The organism is Bacillus sp. iso_77, from assembly GCF_056173625.1.
On the sequence record NZ_CM149683.1, the window covers coordinates 2244959 to 2265000 of the forward strand.

Consider the following 20042-nt stretch of genomic DNA (forward strand, 5'->3'; position numbering starts at 1 on the left):
GAAGATTTGTAGAGAAATTGCGGGGTTTTTTATGATTTTTGTCAATTTATATCGAAAAGTTTGAAGAAAATATAAAAAAACGCCCACAAAAAGTGAGCGTTTTTACCTAGAAAAGGTCTAGTTATTTGTTTCTGCTTCATTTTCAATTTTGTTTTTGTTCTTCGCTTGTGTATCATTGCTTTCCTGTTTTGATTTCAGTTCAAAGTACTTGTCTAATACTTGTTCACCAATATCATTTGTAATCGGATAGCGCTGGTTGTAATCTTGATACACCCAAGGCACGACAACTGAAATCGCTACTTCTGGATTATCAGCAGGCGCATACGCAACAAGTGTTGTGTTATACGTTGGTGTGCCGCGTTTACTTTTAATCGGGCCGTCATAGAATGATTGAGCGGTCCCTGTTTTGCCAGCTGGATTGTATTTTTTGTTGCCAAAATTCGAATATGCTGTCCCTCTTGGGTTCTGCATCACAAGCTTGAATCCTTGCTGTACGCGTTTGATCTCATCACTTGTCATATCGAGCTTATTCAGTACATCCGGCTTGACGGACTCCGTTACAGCCCCAATGCCTCTTTGCGGATCTGGCTCTCTCACTTCTTTTACGAGCTGAGGACGTAAACGATAGCCGCCATTGGCAATCGTTGAGACGTATTGCGCCATTTGCAGCGGTGTAAACGTGTCATATTGTCCAATCGCATAGTCAAGTAAGAGACCGGATTGTGTAGACGTTCCACGATAGCCAGTTGCTTCGTTTGGCAGGTCAATACCTGTCTCCACTCCAAGACCAAATTTACTAAAATTGTAACGGAACGTATCAAACGCCTTTGTATCAATTGGGAGCGGCTGATTCTTACGATATTCCCCTTTCCCAATTGCAATCGCTGTTTTAAACATATACACGTTTGATGAACGTTCTAGTGCGGTTAAATCATTAATGAGTCCCATATTTTGATAGGATTTTTTCGGCGGTGACTGAGCGATATAGAGCGGTTCATCGTATTGGGTGCTTCCAATATGAAGGACGCCTGTTTTATAACCTGTCAGCACAGTTGCCCCTTTTACTGCTGATCCCATCGCATATGATGATGTCATCGTTCCTAGTGCATAGTCATCAAATTTGTATGTCCCATTCTTATTGGTAATCTGTTTACCCGCAATCGAGAGCACTTCCCCATTTCTCGGGTCCATCATGACAACAAACGCACGATCAAGAAGTTCTGTGCCGCCTCTTTGCTTCGCACTTTTCAAGTTCTTTTCGATGATTTTTTCCACCGCTTTTTGCAGCTGAATATCAATCGTCAGCACAAGGTCTTTCCCGCTCTTTCCTTCTGTTAACACTTTAGAGCTTGTGACATTGCCTTCTTTATCCGTTGTACTTTGTTCTTTTTCTTTTTGACCTTGCAGGACATCTTCATATTGATATTCAAGATAGCTTTTTCCTACACGATCATTTCGGCTGTAGCCGAGTGATAGATAATGTTCAAGCAGTGACGACGGAAGACCTTCATCACTTGAAGACACACTGCCGAGCATACTGCGGAGCAGTCCTTTATAAGGATAGCTGCGTGACCAGTCTGTTGTGACATCTACACCTGGCAGCTCGTCCAAATGCTCAGAGACGTAAGCAATTTCACTTGGTTTAACATCTTCGTTTTTAATGAATTGAGGCGTAAGTGCATAGCCTGCATCCATTTGTCTTTTAATCGCAAGCACTTGCAAATCATTTTTCGTCAGTTGATTTAATTCCTTGTCTGTGATGCGTTTCAGCTGGAGCTCGTATAGTTTATCATCAGAGACCTTTTCGTCACCCTTTAAATCGGCTTCTTTTTGAACAAGCTTTTTCGCTTCATTCGGATGGGTTAAGATCCAGAAATCTTTTTTATCACGATCTGTGATTTTCTTCGTACTTACATGAATCATATCTGCTAATTTTGTTGCCACTTTGAGCCGCTCTTCTTGTGAAGTCGTCGAGGTTCTCGTATATGTAATGGCATTTAGCGCTTTATTGCTGACAATCGTGTTATAGTTTCGATCATAAATTTTTCCGCGCGGAGCAGATGAGCTGACATTCACGTCTTCTTGTTTTTCTGCCTGCTTTTTATAATCTTCTCCATTCACAATCTGCACAAAACCGAGTCTGACCACAACACCGGTAAAAATAATGAACGCAGCTAAAAATAATAAATTCAGCCGGATCGGAAGTGTTTTGCGCCCTTCCTTCGCGTCTTTTTTGTTTTTCTTGTTTCTCATCACATCACCTTTTCTATCAAGAAAGAAATGGCACCCCTTTTTGTGTATAAAAGGTGCCATCATCATTTTAGCGGTTTTTCTATCATTTATCTAGAAATTTGATGTTCCATTGGTAAGAAATTTTACCTTTCTCCCTTCATAAGGTTCGTTTGAGAAACAGGCTTTTGACCGTCAGCCTCTTCTATATCAGCTGTTTTCTCTTTTAAATGAATGTCCTTTACAAAATAATAAATAAGGGTGTGCCCCGCTCCGAGTACGACAAGTGAAGCAGGAATCCCAAGCCGATCGCCCAGTAAGGTGACAGATAAAAGAAAAAAGACAATCGAACAAATACGCCCTGCATTTAAAAATAGTTCTCTGACGACAATATATTCAATTCGGGCTTTTCTTGCATATCTGGCATGACCGATGACATCGTAAGTTAAAGAGACATACGGAACAAGCAGAAGCGGGTAGCCGATCGCAATGGCTACAGCGTACATAAGCAGTGATACATAGGACAAGTGAAAGACGATTAAAAATAAAGCGCCGTATAAAATAAGCCCGCCAAACATAATCGCTTTTTTACGCCATTTTTTCTTAATCAAACGGGTAGCAAAAAAATAGGCGAAAAAGGCAACACCTGAATTGACTAGACCAAATGTGCCTAAAGCAAGCTCACTGTTTGTTGCAATAAACACAAAGACACTGATTAAAAAGACAAACACGCCTTCACGGAGCCCCTGAAAAAAGTGAGCAGTTGTGATCTTACGCCAATTCTCGTCCGCATGGCGCTCTTTCCAAATTTGCTTAATGATAAATTTTCCTTTTGATTGTCTCCTCTTGAGGAAAAAACTCATCACCACCGCTAGTGAAAACAAAAAAAGCGATAAAGTGAAAATCACTGTATAGCCTGTATCATCCGTTAATTGAGAAATCACAATTCCTGCAATGAGCGGCCCAATCATACCGGCTGTAGAGGTAAGCACTCCTAAAAATCCATTAAAGAAATCCCTTGTTTCAGGTTCAGTGATCTCAAAAGTGAGCACGTTAAAGGCAAGCCAGTAAAAACCATAGCCGATTCCAAGCACACTGCCTAATAACACGAGCCGAGCTGCCGCTTGCTCTCCTGCCATGAGAACAATTAAGTAAAAAGCGGCTAAGAAGATGACACCGAAACGAAGGACAAATGCACGATCTATTTTTTTAGCGAGCCGACCAGCAAATAAAAAGGTAATGGGCTGAAGGACTACTATCGCCAAGTTATAAATCGCAAGGTCTGTAAATCGCCCAGACTGTTTCCATAAATACACGTTCACAAACGTATTCGAAAGCGCAATCGCAAGTGCGTATAATCCGCCAATCGTGAGGAGGAGCAATAAATCTCTTGTGACATCCATGTCCCCGAACATTTTCTTTAATCTGCTCATATCATTCATTCTCCTTTTCTACACAATAGTCTGTCTCATCAAAAGGCAGATATGTAAAAAAAGGAGGGAAAATATAAAAAGACCCGCTCTCAGAGAGAAGCAGGTCTTTTCAAATCAAATCATTTATTTAGCTTCGCTGTAAAGGCGAGCCACTTCATCCCAGTTCACAACATTCCAGAATGCTGAAATGTAATCAGGACGACGGTTTTGGTAGTTTAGGTAGTAAGCATGCTCCCAAACGTCTAGTCCTAGGATTGGTGTTTTTCCTTCAGTTAAAGGAGAATCTTGGTTTGGTGTGCTTGTGATTTCAAGTTTGCCATTGTTCACAACAAGCCATGCCCAACCAGAACCAAAGCGTCCTGCAGCTGCTGCAGCGAAATCAGATTTGAATTTTTCAAATCCGCCTAATTCTTTTTCGATCGCATCTGCAAGTTCACCAGTTGGTGCGCCGCCACCGTTTGGTGAAAGAAGCGTCCAGAATAATGAGTGGTTCGCATGTCCTCCGCCATTGTTACGTACAGCTGTACGAATGTTTTCAGGCACAGAGTTCAAGTTAGCCACTAGCTCTTCAATTGATTGATCTTCAAGAGCTGATACACCTTCGATTGCTTTGTTTAAGTTTGTTACATAAGTGTTATGGTGTTTTGTGTGGTGAATCGTCATTGTTTCCTTGTCGATATGTGGTTCTAATGCATCGTAAGCATATGGTAATTCTGGAAGTTTAAAAGCCATGGTTAAATTCCTCCTTAGAAATGTATGTACTGAAATGCTTCCTTAGTAAGCAAGCAATTCACCCTAATCAAAGAGTATCAAAAGAAACGGCTTGTTTCAACGTTATTGCTCATGATTGAAACATTTCAGTGTTTATTTTGTATTTAACCCTTCAGAAAGAGTGTTAAACACACCAATTTTCCATTTAGCGAAGCACATAAAATAAAAAGATTCCCAGCATCAGTGCTTGAATCAACCCTTTTGCAAATACGCCTGACACAAAACCAATTAATGAGCCAAGCCCAACTTTCACACTTGTCTTCAGATCTTTTTGATGAACGAGCAGCTCTGCGATGACACTGCCGATAAATGGACCAATGATAATTCCAGCAATCGGAATCACAAAAGGACCGGCTAAAAGCCCAATGGTACTTCCCCAAATGGCCGCCCGGCTGCCGCCAAAGCGTTTCACCCCAATCAGATTGGAGACATAATCCGCTGCAAATAACACAGCTGTAAACATGGCTTGAATGAGCCAAAAGGTGAGCGTCAATTTCTCAAAGCTAAAAAAGAGCCCATATAAAATAAACCCAAGAACCATGAAAACCACACTAGGAATGATTGGATAGACAAGTCCCACAAACGCAATGATAAATGCACAGCCGATCAAAATCCAATACAGCACGTCCAATCCGCTGCCGCCTCCTTTTTATATGCTGTATACATTATGCCTCATTCCTTCTATCTTAACCAGTAATGAAGGCCGTACTTGTACTGGATGGATAGACATTGATACAATGTGAGAAATAGAAAAGAATGTAGGAAGTGAATCGGTTGAACGTATTTAGTTTATTGTTAAAAGGAATTTATTCACCAAAAGATATTGCCAGAGCACGTTTTACTGGGATTGGAAAGGCCATTTTATTCATCTTTATCCTTTCGATCATCGCAGCTGTCCCCCAGGGCTATCATATGAGCCAAGAGATTTCAAATGCGATGTCAGGATTTCAACATGTGATTAAAAAAGATTTACCCGACTTTTCCATTGAAAAAGGAACGCTTCAAGCGGATCAAAGCACGCCGATCGAAAAAGAAGAAAATGGCATCACGATTATCTTTGATCCCGCTGAAAAAATAAAATCAAGTGAGCTTGAATCAAAACAAACAGCCATTGCGTTATTGAAAGAAAAAGCAGTGATTGCCATTGACGGACAAATGACAGATATTCCATACCAGCTGCTTGGCGGAACACTCACAAAAGATGAACTTGCCAGCGTCACAAACCAGAATCAAGCGATCATTATCCCTGTCATTTGTGTCCTGCTGTACCTATCTACTGCTGCTCTCATGTTCATCAGCGCAACATTCCTAGCCATGCTTGGCACATTTATTAAACGAATGCAGCAAAAAGAGCTGTCCTTTCAAATGCTTTGGAAGCTCTCTGCCTATTCACTCACATTAACAACCGTCTTTTTCGCCATCATGAGTGCATTAAACACGCCGGTTGCGAACTCATTTTTATTAAATTGGGTGATTAACTTTATTTTCTTATATCTTGTCGTTAAAGAAATACCTGCAAAAAAATAAGCTCCCTCATTTTGGGGAGCTTTTTTATTTGTTTTGACCCTATGACTCATCTGGATGGATGATCGCAAACAAATAGTGATCTTCCCACTTATCATTGATCTTTACTTTTTTACGATGAAGTCCCTCATTTTCAAACCCTGTCTTCTCAAGCACACGAATGGAACCAATGTTAGATGGTTTTACGCCAGCCTCAATGCGGTGAAGGTACAGTTCATAAAAGGCATAATCGATAATCAAACGAATCGCCTCTGTCATATACCCCTTCCCGCCTTGCTTTTCATCAAGTACATATCCAAGCAAAGCCCCTTGAATCGGTCCTCTTTCAACAGAATTGAGTGAGATTGTTCCAATTAATGCATCTGTTTCATTTAAGAAAATACCGTGCATATAGGCTTCATCTTTTGCACGCCTGTGCATACTGCGGTTTATCCGTTCCTTTTGACGAGGTACAGTAAAAAAATCATCCTGAACCAAAGGAGTAAATTGCTGAAAATAAGTGCGGTTTTCTCGTTCAAGTGTTAATAGTGCTTCTGCATCACTTTCTGTTAGTGTTCTTACATATATATGCTGACTGATTTTCTTCATATACTCTCCCCCTGTTTTGATTTTATCATAATAAAGAAAGGGCTTAGGCTTGCTTTTTCCAAACTTTTTTCACTTACAAGTCATACTAGAACTCACTAGAACCACCCTTCCTAGCTTTTTCACTCTTTTTTGTTCTATCAACTCAGGGACATGCATAATCTGAAGTAAACTCTTAAAAGCGGTGAGTAAAATGCGGCGAATTATTTTTTTACTAGTCAGTTTGTTTGTCCTCTTTATTATCTTTTTTGATTTAAAAAATGGAACGATCCCCGTTCAGGATGGCCCTGCTGTTCCCGCCAGCGCCTTTCAAACAGCTGAAAAACAGGCATATAAAACTGTCACTGTTAAACAAGGGCAAACCGTCGTCTCTATCGTACATACAAGTAAGCCATTAGATGAAGTGATCGAAGACTTTGAAGCACTGAATCAAGGCGTCAAAGCGAACGAAATTCGGGCAGGCAGCACATACAAGTTTCCGGTCTATAAGAGATAAAACGTTAATTCCTTGTCATTCATACAAAGAGACTGTTACAATATGAGATGTAAAACACGTCGTACACTGCAAACGAATTGCATGTACACTAAGGAGCGATTGACAAGTGAGTGAAGTCACACATCGTACAAAAACGCGTCCCGTCAAAGTGGGACCTTTAACTATAGGTGGAAACAATGAAGTCGTCATTCAAAGTATGGCGACAACCAAAACACATGATGTCGAAGCGACAGTAGCTGAAATTAAACGTTTAGAAGAAGCTGGCTGTCAAATCGTGCGTGTCGCATGCCCAGATGAGCGTGCAGCAAATGCGATTGCGGACATTAAAAAACAAATCAACATCCCCCTTGTTGTCGACATTCATTTTGACTACAAGCTTGCACTGAAAGCGATTGAAGCAGGTGCAGACAAAATTCGTATCAACCCAGGAAACATCGGAAGACGAGAAAAAGTCGAAGCTGTTGTGAAAGCGGCAAAAGAAAAAGGCATTCCAATTCGTATTGGGGTAAACGCCGGTTCGCTCGAGAAAAAGATTCTTGATAAATACGGCTATCCAACCGCAGATGGTATGGTTGAAAGTGCACTGCATCACATTAAAATTTTAGAAGACCTAGACTTTCATGACATCATTGTCAGTATGAAAGCATCTGATGTAAACCTTGCGATTGAGGCATACGAAAAAGCAGCAAAAGCCTTTGATTATCCTCTTCATCTTGGGATTACAGAATCAGGTACGTTATTTGCAGGTACGGTCAAAAGTGCAGCTGGTCTTGGCGCAATCTTGAATATGGGGATTGGTAACACACTCCGTATTTCATTAAGTGCTGACCCGGTCGAAGAGGTCAAAGTGGCACGTGAATTATTAAAATCATTTGGCCTTGCATCTAATGCAGCAACACTCATCTCATGTCCAACTTGTGGACGAATTGAAATTGACCTCATTAGCATTGCAAATGAAGTCGAAGAATATATTTCTAAAATTAAAGCACCGATCAAAGTAGCTGTTCTCGGATGTGCTGTAAACGGTCCAGGTGAAGCGCGTGAAGCTGATATCGGCATCGCTGGCGCTAGAGGTGAAGGCCTCTTATTCCGCAAAGGTGAAATCGTTCGGAAAGTGCCAGAAGAAACAATGGTCGAAGAACTGAAAAAAGAAATCGATAAAATCGCTGAAGAACATTATGCAAAAATGGAAGCTGAAAAAGCAAAACAAGCGAACGCATAACAAAGAACGCCTGACATCACTGTCAGGCGTTTTTCTGTTCCTGCCCTGTTAAAAGAACGGGGTGATAAAGATGCCGAGGATGACGGAAACGATTCCGATCCCGATTGACCACGCGCCAAGCGCATGTGCTCCTTTTCTTCTTGCAATATAACCAACGACGATTGCCGCTACGCCTAATAGCACCGGCAAGACAAATAATGAGATAATCGCAATCGCGAGTGCTGTATAGCCTATCCCCTTACTGCCTGAATCGTCACCTACATGGTCACGTTCTCTTCTGTCTTCACGATCTCTTGATGCTTGATATGGCTCTGCTATTTCAGCAGCTGTTTCCTCTAAATAGCCATCATCATTACTAAAGTGTGTGTCGATTTCACGATCATTTCTTCTGAAATCTTCGTCTCTTTCCATGATCAATTCCCCCTTTTGGTTAATAGAAAGGAGCTTTTTTAGTATGAGCAAAAATGTCTGTTTCATGTTTGCTAAAACTTGCTGGAATTGTGAATTGATTATGTTACACTTTAAGAGGATAAATATGAGGAGTGTGGGCATGTTACGTTTAGGAATTGATATCGATGGCACAGTCACGGCGCAGGACACCTTTGTCCCCTACTTAAATGAGTCGTTTCAATGTGACATCACACTAGATGATATGACGGAATATGATTTGACGAAGCTTTTAAAGATTTCAAATGAAGAATTTTGGGGCTGGATGAATGAGTATGAGCCTCTTATTTATAAACAGGCAAAGCCTGCCGAGGGTGCAAAAGAAATCCTCAATCAAATGAAACATCATCATCAATTGATTTATATCACAGCCAGAAGGCAGCATCACTCAGACATCACCTACAAATGGTTTGAGGAGAATCATGTCCATTACGACGATATCGAGCTTGTTGGCGGACATCATAAGGTGGAAGCTGTTCAAAAACATAAGATCGATGTGTTTTTTGAAGATCACCATGGCAATGCCACAATGATTGCAAAAGAAGCTGACATTCCAGTGATTCTGTTTAACTCACCGTATAATCAAATGCCAATTGATGAACGGATCATTCGCGTTAATAACTGGCAAGAAGCATCCCAATGGATCAAACAATATGAAAAGCGTCTGCAAACTGCTTACTAAAACAGATCAAAAGCCGATACGTTTAATGTATCGGCTTTTTGATTGTACGATGATGTCCTTCTTTTATTAAAAAATGATAAAGTGCACCCATCATACCTGCCTGATTGAAGTAATAGCACGTTTCCAGTGTCACCTGTATGTTTTTCCATGCATGCAAAGTATGTAAATGTTTCTCAATGTTTGGAATCAAATCGGGCCTTGCACTCACGCCCCCGCCAATGAGGATTTTCTCTGGATTGAGAACTGTTGCCACATTGTAAATGCCAATTGCGATTCGTTTGTACCACTGATCGATCATCTTCTCAATGGCCGGATCATGCTTGGCTTTTTCAAAGATTTCTTGACCGTCGATTTGCTGACTTTGTGGAATGCCCTGCTGCTCTTTGTAACTTCGTATCAATCCAGCTGTCGAAGCACTGCTGTTGAGTGTGGTAAACTGACCATTTTCTGTTTCTGTCAGCATCATACCAAATTCACCGCCGCGAAAAGAGGCACCGCGAACAAGCTCGCCACCAGCAAAAATACCGCCGCCGACACCAGTCCCAAGCGTCATACATATAAAGCTGTCACACTCTTTCGCATGACCACTAAATTTTTCAGCCAGCGCTGCACAGTTCGCATCATTTTCTACTTCTACACGAAGTGATGTTTTTTCTTCCAAAAGCGTTTTGACATTTTGGCCATTTAAAGCAATAATCGCTCCTGCAAATTCCGTATAACCCGTTTGACTGTCAACAAAACCCGGAAGACTCATCGCAATCCCTTTGATATCCCAAGTCCTTTGATACTCTTTCACCACGTTCTCCATGTCCTCTAAAAACGGCTCAAGCTGTCGGCAGTTTGTTTCGTAGTCGCCGCTCGTGATCAGCTCACCATTTCGATCCATGACCCCATGCTTTGTTTTTGTTCCGCCTACATCGAAAACAACATAATGTGCCACCTTTGACCACTCCCCTATTTCAAAAGACTCAAATATGTTTCAATAGATGATCTGTTGTTCTCATTTTAATGAAACAGCTACCCTTTGTAAAACGTTTTCAATATGACAAAACAAAAAGCCAGCCCATCGGCTGGCTTCTTTCATGAATGAACTTCTTTCGGTTCGCAAGAAGGACACGTTCCGTAAATTTCAAATTTATGTCCGCTAATGTGATAATCCTCTAGATCAGCATCAAGCTTGTCCATAGGGCAAGCGTCGATTTCCTTTGTTTTACCACACGTCAAACAAATAAAGTGATGGTGATGGTGGGAAAACGAACATTTAAAACGGAACAGTTTCTCCCCTGATAATTCCGTTGTCTCTAATATCCCAAGATCTTCATATAAAGACAGGTTTCGATAAATCGTATCAAAACTAAGCCCTGGGTAATCTTCACTTAATGCTGTTAATACATTTTTAGCGGTCAAGTATTTATCAGAATCAGAAAACAATTGAAGCATATCTTCACGTTTGCTTGTATATTTATAGCCTTTTTCCTTTAATAAATCAAGCGCTTCTTGTACGTTCATGATGATTCCCCCTTCTGAATTTCCCAATACTAATACACCCGATTAAAATCAAGATAGACAGCATCACAATGGTTCCACCCGGCGCTAAATCAAGATAATAACTTAAAATCAAGCCGACCATAACAGACAATTCCCCAAATAAGATGGAAAGGAAAATCGCCTGTTTAAACCCTTTGGCAATCCGAATACTTGCCGCAACTGGCAGTGTCATGAGTGCGGACACTAGGAGTGTACCGACAATACGCATCGATGCTGCGATGACAAGTGCAACAACTAAAATAAAAATAAAATGAATCCACTTAGCTGAAATACCAGAAGCCTTCGCATGTTCTTCATCAAAAGAAAGCAAAAACAATTCTTTATACAAGAGCACAACCACTAATACAACGACAAGTGAGATCCCAACAATAATCCAAAGATCGAGCCTTGAAACCGCACTGACACTTCCGAACAAATAACTGAACAAATCTGTATTAAAACCATTTGCAAGTGAAATGAAAATAACAGAGATCCCAATACCACCCGATAAAATAATGGGAATCGCCAGCTCCTGATAATGTTTATACACAGAGCGCAGACGTTCAATAAACAATGAGCCAGCCACAGAAAAAGCCATTCCTAAGTAAAGCGGGCTAACCCCTGTCAAAAGTCCAAACTTTTTATCAAGGAATAAACTTGCCGCTATCCCAGCAAGTGACACGTGACTAAGCGCATCTGCGATGAGAGAGAGCCTTCTCACAACAATAAATACACCAAGTAAGGGCGCAATAAAGCCGATCAGCATACCTGCGATAAACGCATTTTGTAAAAATTCATAATGAAAAAATGGAAATAGCATTATTCATGTCCCCCATGATGGTGATGATCGTGATGAATCACTTGAATGTCATGCCCGTAAAACTGAGAAAGCGCCTGATCATCCATCGAATCAAACGTTTCCGCATCTCCATGAAAATGAAGTGTCTGATTTAAACAAGCCACATGCGTGACTTTGTCAGAAACGGTTCCTACATCATGTGTAACGAGAATTAAAGACATTCCTTTTTCTTTGTTCAATGTTTCTAACAGCTGATAAAAGCCCTCTACTGTTCTTTGGTCTACACCCACAGTCGGCTCATCTAAAATAAGCAGCTTCGGCTGACTGACGAGTGCACGGGCAATAAATGTACGCTGCTGCTGACCGCCTGAAAGCTCACCAATGTTTTGATGTTTTAAGTCTTGTATGCCAACTGAGCGGATCGCCTCATCTACTTGAAGCTTATCCTGCTTACTCATGCGTTTGAATAAACCAATCTTCGCCGTTAAACCACTTGCCACGACCTCGTATACAGAAGCAGGAAACCCTGTATTAAAGCTATTCGCTTTTTGAGATACAAATCCAATTTGATCCCAGTCTTTAAATTTTTGAGCAGGTGTGCCAAACAGCTTCAATTCTCCCTGCTGGGGTTTAATCAAGCCAAGCAGGCATTTTAATAAGGTTGTTTTACCAGATCCATTCGGTCCAACAAGTGCTAGAAAGTTTCCTTCCTCTACCGTTAAATGAATGTGATCGATGACATTTCGCTGTCCATATGAATACGAAATGTCCTTCATTTCAATAATTGGCTTTGCCATAAATCTTTCCACCTTTAATCCAATATAAAAAGAATGATTACGATTTATACAACAAAAAGAAAATGGCAAAAGCCATTTTCTTTGTCCATACATACATTTCATTATATAAAAGAAAGATAAAAAAGTAAAATAAAAGCTAATGAATGGCTGTTTTGAATTTACCGCCTTTTGTTTCATGCGTATCCATAATCGTAATAAAGGCTTGACCATCAATTTCAAACACGATAGATTTCAGCTTCGTAATTTCAAGTCTTGTCACGACGGCGTAAATGACATCTTTTTCTTCATCGGTATAGCCGCCTTTTCCTCTAAGTTTGGTGGTTCCCCTGCCGAGACGATGAAGGATCGCATCTGAAATTTCATCATAATAATCCGAAACGATAATAACAGCTTTTGTTTCATCTAGTCCTTGAATGACAGCATCAATTGTTTTCATTGCCAAATAATATGTCATGACAGAATACATAGCTTGCTCCGGCCCGAAGACAAAGCCCGCCCAAATAAAAATGAACACATTGACGATCATGACAAACTCACCGACGGAGAAAGGAATTTTTTTGGTCAGAAGAATTCCTAAGATTTCCGTTCCGTCCATTGAGCCTCCATTCCGTATCACAAGCCCAACGCCAAACCCGAGTAACAGCCCTCCAAATACAGTAGCTAAAATCGGCTGCGTCGTAAATGCTTCTACATGATGAAGTGAAGATTCAATCACGGCCAAGCTGACAATCCCAATCACAGTGGAAATCAAGAAGGTTTTCCCAATATGTTTGTATCCTGATATCATAAATGGAATATTTAAAATGACAACAATCGTCGCAAAATTAATGAATGGGTTATCCGTAAAAAGATAATCCAAAATAAGCGAAATACCGATGATGCCTCCATCAATAATATTGTTTGGCACTAAAAATAATTCAATGCTGACTGCTGCACATGCAGCTCCTACTAGAATCAGAAAAATTCTCAAAATAAAATGAGGCACTGATTCCTTTTTATGCTGTTTACTATTTGCCATACGTTCTCCCTTCTACACATGTTTAGTTTTCAATGAACATTTTATTCACTTTACTATTTTATCATTTCACAGAGTAAAATAAAATTTTTTGCACATTTTCCGTTTTCGCCCATACATTGATACAGAGGGGAGGAATGGAATTGATTTTAATTCAAAAAATTGTGTTGCAGCGTCTGAATCAGATCACAGCAAATGACTTGTTAAAGTATGCGAAACAGTATGGGGTCAGCTTAACATCCAATCAGGCTGCTGAGGTCGCCAAACTCATGAATGGGAAAAACATCAATATTTTTAATGATGCAGAGCGCAACCGGCTGCTTAAGCAAGTGGAAGCGATTACGTCTAAACAGACAGCACAGACCGTCAATGATCTGTTTAATCAATTCACAAATTAGGCAAAAAAGGGCCGCATTTAGCGGCACCTCATCACATTGCATGCACTTTTTATTGACCCGTAATCTTATCTAGTAAACCTTCATCAAATTGCTTTTCTTTCAGCATCGCAATTTCGAATTTATAAGGTGGTTTCTTGTTCTTTTTATCTTCACCTACATAAGGCGTTTCTAGAATCTTCGGCACATCTTGAAGCTGTGGATGATGAACGATATAGCTCAGGGCATCAAAACCAATTTCTCCAAAACCGATATTTTCATGTCGGTCTTTTCTTGCGCCTTGTACATTTTTACTGTCATTAATATGAAGAACTTTGATTCGGTCGATCCCGACAATTCGATCAAATTCTTCTAAAACTCCATCAAAATCACTCACAATGGGATAACCTGCATCGTGCGTGTGACACGTATCAAAGCAAACAGAAAGTGCTTCGTTATGTGTCACACCGTCAATAATTTGGGCAAGCTCTTCAAAGCTTCTTCCGCATTCTGATCCTTTTCCCGCCATTGTTTCCAGCGCAATTTGAACCTCCTGCCCCTTCACAATGACTTCATTGAGACCTTCAATGATTTTTTGAATTCCAGCATCTGCACCTGCTCCGACATGCGCACCTGGATGAAGAACAATTTGTCTTGCACCTAGCGCTTCTGTACGCTCTATCTCAGAGCGAAGGAAGTCCACTCCAAGCTCAAATGTCGCTGGATTCACTGTGTTCCCAATATTGATAATATACGGTGCATGAACGACGATATCTGTCATACCATGCTCTTTCATATGCGCTTGTCCAGCTTCAATATTGAGATCTTCAATTTTTTTGCGGCGCGTATTTTGCGGTGCACCTGTATAAATCATAAAAGTATTTGAACCATAAGAGGCAGCTTCCTCACTCGCTGCAAGTAGCATATGTTTTCCGCTCATGGATACATGTGATCCAATCTTCAACAATGTGTCCCCCTACTTTCCGTTACGCTTTGACTTTCTACGTTCTTGTCTTTTGATCTTATCCATCTCACGTGTCATTTTCTTTTTATATCCAGGTTTGACGGCTTTCGGTTTTCTGACAAGACGTTTTGCTTTTTCTTCAATTTCATTTGGTGCTTTTTTACGTCTTTGACGCTTCAAACGATCATCTGCATCTCGCCATTCGCCATGAACAATCGTTTTGTTTTCAAACACAACACCCATTTTTTCAATTTGAACGAGTGCATCCTCATCAGCAAGATCATAAATGGTCATCGCAATGCCAGATGAACCAGCGCGAGCCGTTCTTCCCACACGATGAACATAAAAATCAAGATCGGATGGGAGCTCATAGTTAATCACGTGGCTGACGCCCTTAATATCAATCCCACGGGCAGCAAGATCAGATGCCACAATATATGTGAACTCCAAATCTTCAATTTGTTTCATCACTTTTTTACGTTCACGAGGCGTTAAACCACCATGAAGTACCCCAATTTTCATTCCTTTTTCCTGTAGGAATGAGGCAATTTCATCAACAGTTGATTTCGTATTGGCAAAGATGATCCCTAAATAAGGCTGTACATTCGTCACCATTTCATGAAGTAATTTTAATTTATCACGCTGTTTAGATGGAACTAAAATATGCTGAATGTTTTCAGCCGTAATGCGTTTCGGTTCAACATGTGCATATTTCGGATTATCCATATATTTTTTGAGGAAAGGTTTTAATTTTTCTGGAATAGTTGCTGAGAACACGAGCATTTGCAGCTGTTCTGGCATTTGTGAGCCAATACGATCCACATCTTCTAAAAAGCCCATATCCAGCATCAGGTCTGCTTCATCAATGACAAGAGATGTTGCTTTGTACACATTCAGCGCTTGCTCATGAATAAGATCAGCAATACGTCCAGGAGTGCCGACCACTAAGTGCGGCTGATTCTTTAGCTTTTGAATGGATTTCTGCTTGTCCGTTCCGCCAATGTAAAGCTTTGCCTTGATTTCTTCTTCTGGAGGCGTATTTTTTAAGATCGTTTGTGCTTCTTTAAAAATTTGATTCGCTAATTCTCGTGTTGGTGCAGTAATGACCACTTGTACTTGCTCTTTGCTTGGATCAATTGAATGAATAAGCGGCAATAAATACGCATGGGTTTTCCCTGTCCCTGTTTGAGACTGTCCAATCACGCTTTCACCTTTTAAAACAGCAGGGATGATTCTTTTTTGAATATCAGTCGGCTCATAAAAGCCCAGTTCATGAATAGCATCTATAATAAAAGACTTTAATTCATATGTCGTAAATTTCGTTTCTTTCATGTTTTCACTCCTTAAGGCAATGCCTTTTTGCTCATCTCCTCATTATAGCTGATTTTCCGCAAAAAAACCATGTCCGCTTTTCTCACAGGAAACCAAATGATACTTCCCTGCATAACCTATGAAGAGAAAGAGAATGCAGTAAGGGAGGTACAAGTATGTTAGGGCAAAGGCCTATGGGCGATTTTCAGCCGCATCGCCCCTCACGCCGGCACCTTGGAAATGGCGGACAGCCCGGGATTTTTCAACGGAGACAGCAGGCTCCGATCGAACAGCCTTTTCAAGGGCAAGGCAACCAATTTCAACAAATGATGCCTCGCTCTCCGTCTGTACAAGGCGGCGGTCTACGCGGGATGGGTGGCATTCCTGGAGGCGAAAGCCGTGCACTAGGCGGCGGAGCCGGAATTAAGGGCATGCTGGCAAAATTTCTTCCTGGAGCTGGAGGAGCAGGGATCTCTGGAGCTGGAGGTGGTGCGGGATTACAAGGAATCCAGAGCTTCGCAAACCCTGCGAACCTTTCAAGCATGTTAGGAAATGTTCAAAAAGTACTCGGAATGGCGCAGCAATTCACGCCTATGATTCAGCAATACGGTCCTTTAGTCAGAAATTTGCCTGCCATGATTAAACTCTATAGCCAGCTTGGCAGTGCGGATGACGATGAAACAAATACGAATGATGCAGACGAAGAACCAAAAGAAATCACTGCAGAAACAGACGTTCCGCACGAACCAGTTGATGATGAAATAGAAGAAGGAAAAGAAGAAGAACCAGAGGACATCCTTGTCAAAAAAGGGACTGTACACACATCAGCTGCTCCTGAAGCAAAACCGAAAAAAAGATCGGGTAGTTCCATTCCGAAACTATATGTCTAGTGATCTTTTAAAGGCGAAGTGTTTCCCATGTATAACAATCTTTGATATATGCGCTTACTTTGGCTATAATGAAGGAAGAGAATGATCAAAAGCCGTTTTTCACGGCTTTTTATATTGTTCTTCTCTAGCAGCACTTCCCTACAGGAGGACGAATTTATGAATGTAATTAAAATTTCGCCGCGTGGCTATTGCTATGGCGTTGTAGATGCAATGGTCATTGCTAAAAATGCCGCACTTGATAAAAACTTGCCACGCCCAATTTATATATTAGGTATGATTGTGCACAACAAACATGTCACAGATGCCTTCGAAGAAGATGGAATATACACACTGGACGGACCAAACCGTCTGGATATTTTAAAACAGGTTGAAAGTGGCACAGTGATTTTCACCGCTCACGGCGTATCTCCTGAAGTCCGTCAAATTGCAGAAGAAAAAGGCCTTGTCGCCATTGATGCGACCTGTCCAGATGTCACGAAAACACATGAACTCATTTCAGAAAAAACAGCTGATGGATATGACATTATTTATATCGGGAAAAAGGGTCACCCTGAGCCAGAAGGAGCCGTCGGTGTTGCACCTGACAAAGTGCACCTTGTCGAAACAGAAGCTGATATTAAAGCGCTCGATTTAACGTCAGATAAACTGCTCATCACCAATCAGACGACAATGTCTCAGTGGGATGTTCATGATCTGATGGAGCTCATTAAAGAAAAATATCCTCACGTCGAGTACCATCAAGAGATCTGCCTTGCGACACAGGTACGTCAGGAAGCTGTGTCACAGCAAGCAGGCCAAGCCGATCTGACCATTGTGGTCGGCGATCCAAAAAGCAATAACTCAAATCGTCTGGCGCAAGTGTCAATGGAGATTGCAGGAACGCAGGCTTACCGAATTGGTGATCTCAGTGAGTTAAAGCTTGAATGGCTCCAAGGGGTAAAAACAGTTGCGGTTACTGCAGGTGCTTCCACACCAACACCTATTACAAAAGAAGTCATTCGTTTCTTAGAAAACTACGAACCTGATGATGAATCGACATGGAAAATTGAACGGACGGTTCCTCTTTCTAAGATATTACCTCGTGTGAAAACAAAGAAATAAAAAAACGTCAGAGCTGCTATGCTCTGACGTTTTTGCTTACACAAATTTAAACGGGTTTGTGTTTGATTCTGATACAAAGAACTGCACATCATATTTTTTATCTGTACATAGCGATTCTAGCTTTGTCTTCACGCCCTCTTTCATGATCTTTTCTGCGTAATGACCTGGGTCCACTACATTCAGTCCGAGCATCATGGCATCGTGAGCGACATGGAAATAAAGGTCGCCAGTCACGTACACATCTGCACCCATTCTTTTCGCTTGATGGATATATTTATTTCCGTCTCCTCCAAGCACAGCTACTTTTTTCACGACCGCTTCCTGATCTCCTACAAAACGCGCTCCATTCACATCTAACTTCGTTTTCACAAATTGAGTGAAGTCTTTAAGTGTCATAGGTTCTTTTAATTCACCAATACGACCAAGGCCTTTTTGAATAGGAGGAAGATCTGTCGTGTGTACACTGTAAGCCACTTCTTCATAAGGGTGTGCTTTGATCATTTCACGAATCACTTGTTTTTCAATACTTGCTGGGAAAATGGTTTCGATTCGTACTTCTTTCACAAATTCCAATTTACCCGTCTCACCAATAAATGGCACAGCTTCTTCTGATGGCAGAAAACTGCCTGTCCCTTCATTTGAAAAAGCGCAATGACTGTAGTTGCCAATATGGCCAGCTCCCGCATTTCCTAAAGCCGTCCTGATGGCCTCTTCAAATTCCACTGGAACATACAAGGCTAGCTGCTTAATTGGATCTTCGTATGTTGGAACTAGCACTTTTGTTTCCCCGAGCTCTAAAGCGTCTGCAAGCAAGTCATTGACTCCTCCATCAGCCACATCCAGGTTTGTATGTGCTACATACACCGCAATATCATGTTTGATGCATTTCTCAATGATCCGTCCTGCCGGCTGATCTGTCGCCACATGTTTTAATGGACGGAAAATTGGCGGATGGTGGGCAATAATGAGATCCACCTTCCGCTCAATTGCCTCATCTACCACATTTTCTAATACATCTAAGGTGATCATGACATTGGTCACTTTTTTATTCAGCGTTCCAATCTGGAGCCCGATTTTATCACCTTCCACCGCATATGCCTTTGGTGAAAATTGCTCAAATAATTGGATGATTTCATGCCCGTTCACTGTTTTAGCCAACAGTCAAAACCTCCTTTAGAATTTTTATTTTCGCATTCAGCTCTTTGAGACGTTCTTTGTTCTCTTCCGTCAGCGCTGCTTGTTGAATCTGGCCTTCTATATGCTCCATGTGTTGAAGCTCATTCATCCATTTGCGCCGGAAGACATCATTTTGCTCTTTGGCAAGAAACGGACCAACGAGCATGCCTGTTTCAATCGACATGCCTTCATAGGCTTTATCTTTGTCGCCAGTTTCGGCAATGATGATTTCGTATATTTTGCCATCTTCTTCTAAAATCACTTCATCCATCAGTTCATACCCCTCTTGATAGAGCCATAAACGAATATGGTGGGCATGAATATTAGGCTGAAGAATAAGCCGCTCCTGCCCTGTGAGCTTGTGTTTACCTTCATTTAGAATGCTTGCAATGAGTGCTCCGCCCATTCCTGCAATTGTGACAGCATTCACCTCGCCTTTTTCAATCACTTCAAGGCCATTGCCTTTTCTGACTGAAATCTGCTCATCTAATTCAAGCCTATGTACTTGCTGCTTCGCAGATTGAAGCGGTCCATCAGTAATTTCACCAGCAATGGCTTTCAATGCTTTATGATGTAATATCGCATAACATGGCAAATAGGCATGATCTGAGCCGATATCAGCAAAGACCGCCTCTTTTGGTAAAAAGTCTGCGACTCTTTTTAATCGTTTTGACAAATTCATTTCATTCATCCATATCA

General features: G+C 41.1%; 22 protein-coding genes. 7 read left to right on the forward strand and 15 right to left on the reverse strand.

Annotated elements, in window-relative coordinates:
* Positions 1–117: 117 nt before the first annotated feature.
* The 4 genes from AC0VYC_RS11495 to AC0VYC_RS11510 all read right to left on the reverse strand — a co-directional run bounded on the left by AC0VYC_RS11495 (position 118) and on the right by AC0VYC_RS11510 (position 5064).
* Positions 118–2253: a peptidoglycan D,D-transpeptidase FtsI family protein gene (locus tag AC0VYC_RS11495; protein WP_282916931.1), complete on the reverse strand. Its 2136-nt coding sequence runs from the start codon at positions 2251–2253 to the stop codon at positions 118–120.
* A 122-nt stretch (positions 2254–2375) separates the two neighbouring features.
* Positions 2376–3662: an MFS transporter gene (locus AC0VYC_RS11500; protein ID WP_008342348.1), complete on the reverse strand. Its 1287-nt coding sequence runs from the start codon at positions 3660–3662 to the stop codon at positions 2376–2378.
* 123 nt (positions 3663–3785) lie between these two features.
* Positions 3786–4394 (reverse strand): superoxide dismutase SodA, encoded by a 609-nt coding sequence (gene sodA, locus AC0VYC_RS11505; RefSeq protein WP_007501264.1) that lies wholly within the window; start codon positions 4392–4394, stop codon positions 3786–3788.
* Positions 4395–4578: 184 nt separating this feature from the next.
* Positions 4579–5064, reverse strand: a complete 486-nt coding sequence (locus AC0VYC_RS11510; protein ID WP_007501265.1) for a DUF456 domain-containing protein — start codon at positions 5062–5064, stop codon at positions 4579–4581.
* Positions 5065–5207: 143 nt separating this feature from the next.
* Between AC0VYC_RS11510 and AC0VYC_RS11515 the strand changes: the two genes are divergently transcribed.
* Positions 5208–5960: a DUF1189 domain-containing protein gene (locus tag AC0VYC_RS11515; RefSeq protein ID WP_007501266.1), complete on the forward strand. Its 753-nt coding sequence runs from the start codon at positions 5208–5210 to the stop codon at positions 5958–5960.
* Positions 5961–5999: 39 nt separating this feature from the next.
* Here the strand turns inward: AC0VYC_RS11515 and AC0VYC_RS11520 are convergent, their stop codons facing one another.
* A complete protein-coding gene (locus AC0VYC_RS11520; RefSeq protein ID WP_144679331.1) occupies positions 6000–6545 on the reverse strand; it encodes a GNAT family N-acetyltransferase in 546 nt (181 codons plus the stop codon).
* Positions 6546–6735: 190 nt separating this feature from the next.
* Between AC0VYC_RS11520 and AC0VYC_RS11525 the strand changes: the two genes are divergently transcribed.
* A complete protein-coding gene (locus AC0VYC_RS11525; protein WP_024718827.1) occupies positions 6736–7038 on the forward strand; it encodes a hypothetical protein in 303 nt (100 codons plus the stop codon).
* 106 nt (positions 7039–7144) lie between these two features.
* Positions 7145–8260 (forward strand): flavodoxin-dependent (E)-4-hydroxy-3-methylbut-2-enyl-diphosphate synthase, encoded by a 1116-nt coding sequence (ispG, locus tag AC0VYC_RS11530; RefSeq protein WP_008342357.1) that lies wholly within the window; start codon positions 7145–7147, stop codon positions 8258–8260.
* Positions 8261–8308: 48 nt separating this feature from the next.
* Here the strand turns inward: ispG and AC0VYC_RS11535 are convergent, their stop codons facing one another.
* Positions 8309–8671: a DUF308 domain-containing protein gene (locus AC0VYC_RS11535; protein WP_008342359.1), complete on the reverse strand. Its 363-nt coding sequence runs from the start codon at positions 8669–8671 to the stop codon at positions 8309–8311.
* A 139-nt stretch (positions 8672–8810) separates the two neighbouring features.
* Here AC0VYC_RS11535 and AC0VYC_RS11540 point away from each other — a divergent pair, with 139 nt between their 5' ends.
* Complete coding sequence (locus tag AC0VYC_RS11540; protein ID WP_008342361.1) at positions 8811–9389, forward strand: 5' nucleotidase, NT5C type; 579 nt, start codon at positions 8811–8813, stop codon at positions 9387–9389.
* A 22-nt stretch (positions 9390–9411) separates the two neighbouring features.
* Here AC0VYC_RS11540 and AC0VYC_RS11545 read toward each other — a convergent pair whose 3' ends face one another.
* The 5 genes from AC0VYC_RS11545 to AC0VYC_RS11565 all read right to left on the reverse strand — a co-directional run bounded on the left by AC0VYC_RS11545 (position 9412) and on the right by AC0VYC_RS11565 (position 13530).
* Positions 9412–10329: an ROK family protein gene (locus tag AC0VYC_RS11545; protein ID WP_268430305.1), complete on the reverse strand. Its 918-nt coding sequence runs from the start codon at positions 10327–10329 to the stop codon at positions 9412–9414.
* A 140-nt stretch (positions 10330–10469) separates the two neighbouring features.
* The gene (zur, locus tag AC0VYC_RS11550; RefSeq protein WP_003217433.1) at positions 10470–10898 is read right to left on the reverse strand and encodes a zinc uptake transcriptional repressor Zur; all 429 of its coding nucleotides are present in this window, start codon (positions 10896–10898) and stop codon (positions 10470–10472) included.
* On the reverse strand, positions 10876–11736 hold the full coding sequence (locus tag AC0VYC_RS11555) for a metal ABC transporter permease (protein ID WP_007501274.1): 861 nt from the start codon (positions 11734–11736) through the stop codon (positions 10876–10878). The genes zur and AC0VYC_RS11555 overlap by 23 nt, the downstream gene beginning before the upstream one ends.
* Positions 11736–12512, reverse strand: coding sequence for a metal ABC transporter ATP-binding protein (locus AC0VYC_RS11560; protein ID WP_008342368.1), 777 nt, complete (start codon positions 12510–12512; stop codon positions 11736–11738). The genes AC0VYC_RS11555 and AC0VYC_RS11560 overlap by 1 nt, the downstream gene beginning before the upstream one ends.
* Positions 12513–12648: 136 nt before the next feature.
* Entirely contained in the window at positions 12649–13530 is an 882-nt protein-coding gene (locus tag AC0VYC_RS11565; RefSeq protein WP_007501276.1) for a YitT family protein, read from the reverse strand.
* A gap of 140 nt (positions 13531–13670) precedes the next feature.
* Here AC0VYC_RS11565 and AC0VYC_RS11570 point away from each other — a divergent pair, with 140 nt between their 5' ends.
* Positions 13671–13925 carry a DUF2624 domain-containing protein gene (locus tag AC0VYC_RS11570; protein ID WP_024718823.1) on the forward strand — a complete coding sequence of 85 codons (255 nt, stop codon included), beginning with the start codon at positions 13671–13673 and terminating at the stop codon, positions 13923–13925.
* Between the two features lie 49 nt (positions 13926–13974).
* Here the strand turns inward: AC0VYC_RS11570 and AC0VYC_RS11575 are convergent, their stop codons facing one another.
* Both AC0VYC_RS11575 and AC0VYC_RS11580 read right to left on the reverse strand, forming a co-directional pair.
* Positions 13975–14868 (reverse strand): deoxyribonuclease IV, encoded by an 894-nt coding sequence (locus tag AC0VYC_RS11575; protein WP_017358005.1) that lies wholly within the window; start codon positions 14866–14868, stop codon positions 13975–13977.
* 9 nt (positions 14869–14877) lie between these two features.
* Entirely contained in the window at positions 14878–16197 is a 1320-nt protein-coding gene (locus tag AC0VYC_RS11580) for a DEAD/DEAH box helicase (RefSeq protein WP_024718822.1), read from the reverse strand.
* A gap of 155 nt (positions 16198–16352) precedes the next feature.
* Between AC0VYC_RS11580 and vrrA the strand changes: the two genes are divergently transcribed.
* Both vrrA and AC0VYC_RS11590 read left to right on the forward strand, forming a co-directional pair.
* Positions 16353–17066 carry a VrrA/YqfQ family protein gene (gene vrrA, locus AC0VYC_RS11585; protein ID WP_144679327.1) on the forward strand — a complete coding sequence of 238 codons (714 nt, stop codon included), beginning with the start codon at positions 16353–16355 and terminating at the stop codon, positions 17064–17066.
* 156 nt (positions 17067–17222) lie between these two features.
* Entirely contained in the window at positions 17223–18167 is a 945-nt protein-coding gene (locus AC0VYC_RS11590) for a 4-hydroxy-3-methylbut-2-enyl diphosphate reductase (RefSeq protein ID WP_007501283.1), read from the forward strand.
* Between the two features lie 36 nt (positions 18168–18203).
* On the opposite strand, the gene AC0VYC_RS11595 is transcribed toward AC0VYC_RS11590, so the two are convergent.
* Together AC0VYC_RS11595 and AC0VYC_RS11600 are read right to left on the reverse strand one after the other, a co-directional pair.
* A complete protein-coding gene (locus AC0VYC_RS11595; RefSeq protein ID WP_475388492.1) occupies positions 18204–19325 on the reverse strand; it encodes a Nif3-like dinuclear metal center hexameric protein in 1122 nt (373 codons plus the stop codon).
* Positions 19318–20034: a tRNA (adenine(22)-N(1))-methyltransferase gene (locus AC0VYC_RS11600; RefSeq protein ID WP_268430304.1), complete on the reverse strand. Its 717-nt coding sequence runs from the start codon at positions 20032–20034 to the stop codon at positions 19318–19320. Before AC0VYC_RS11600 ends, AC0VYC_RS11595 begins: the two co-directional genes overlap by 8 nt.
* Between the last annotated feature and the right edge of the window lie 8 nt (positions 20035–20042).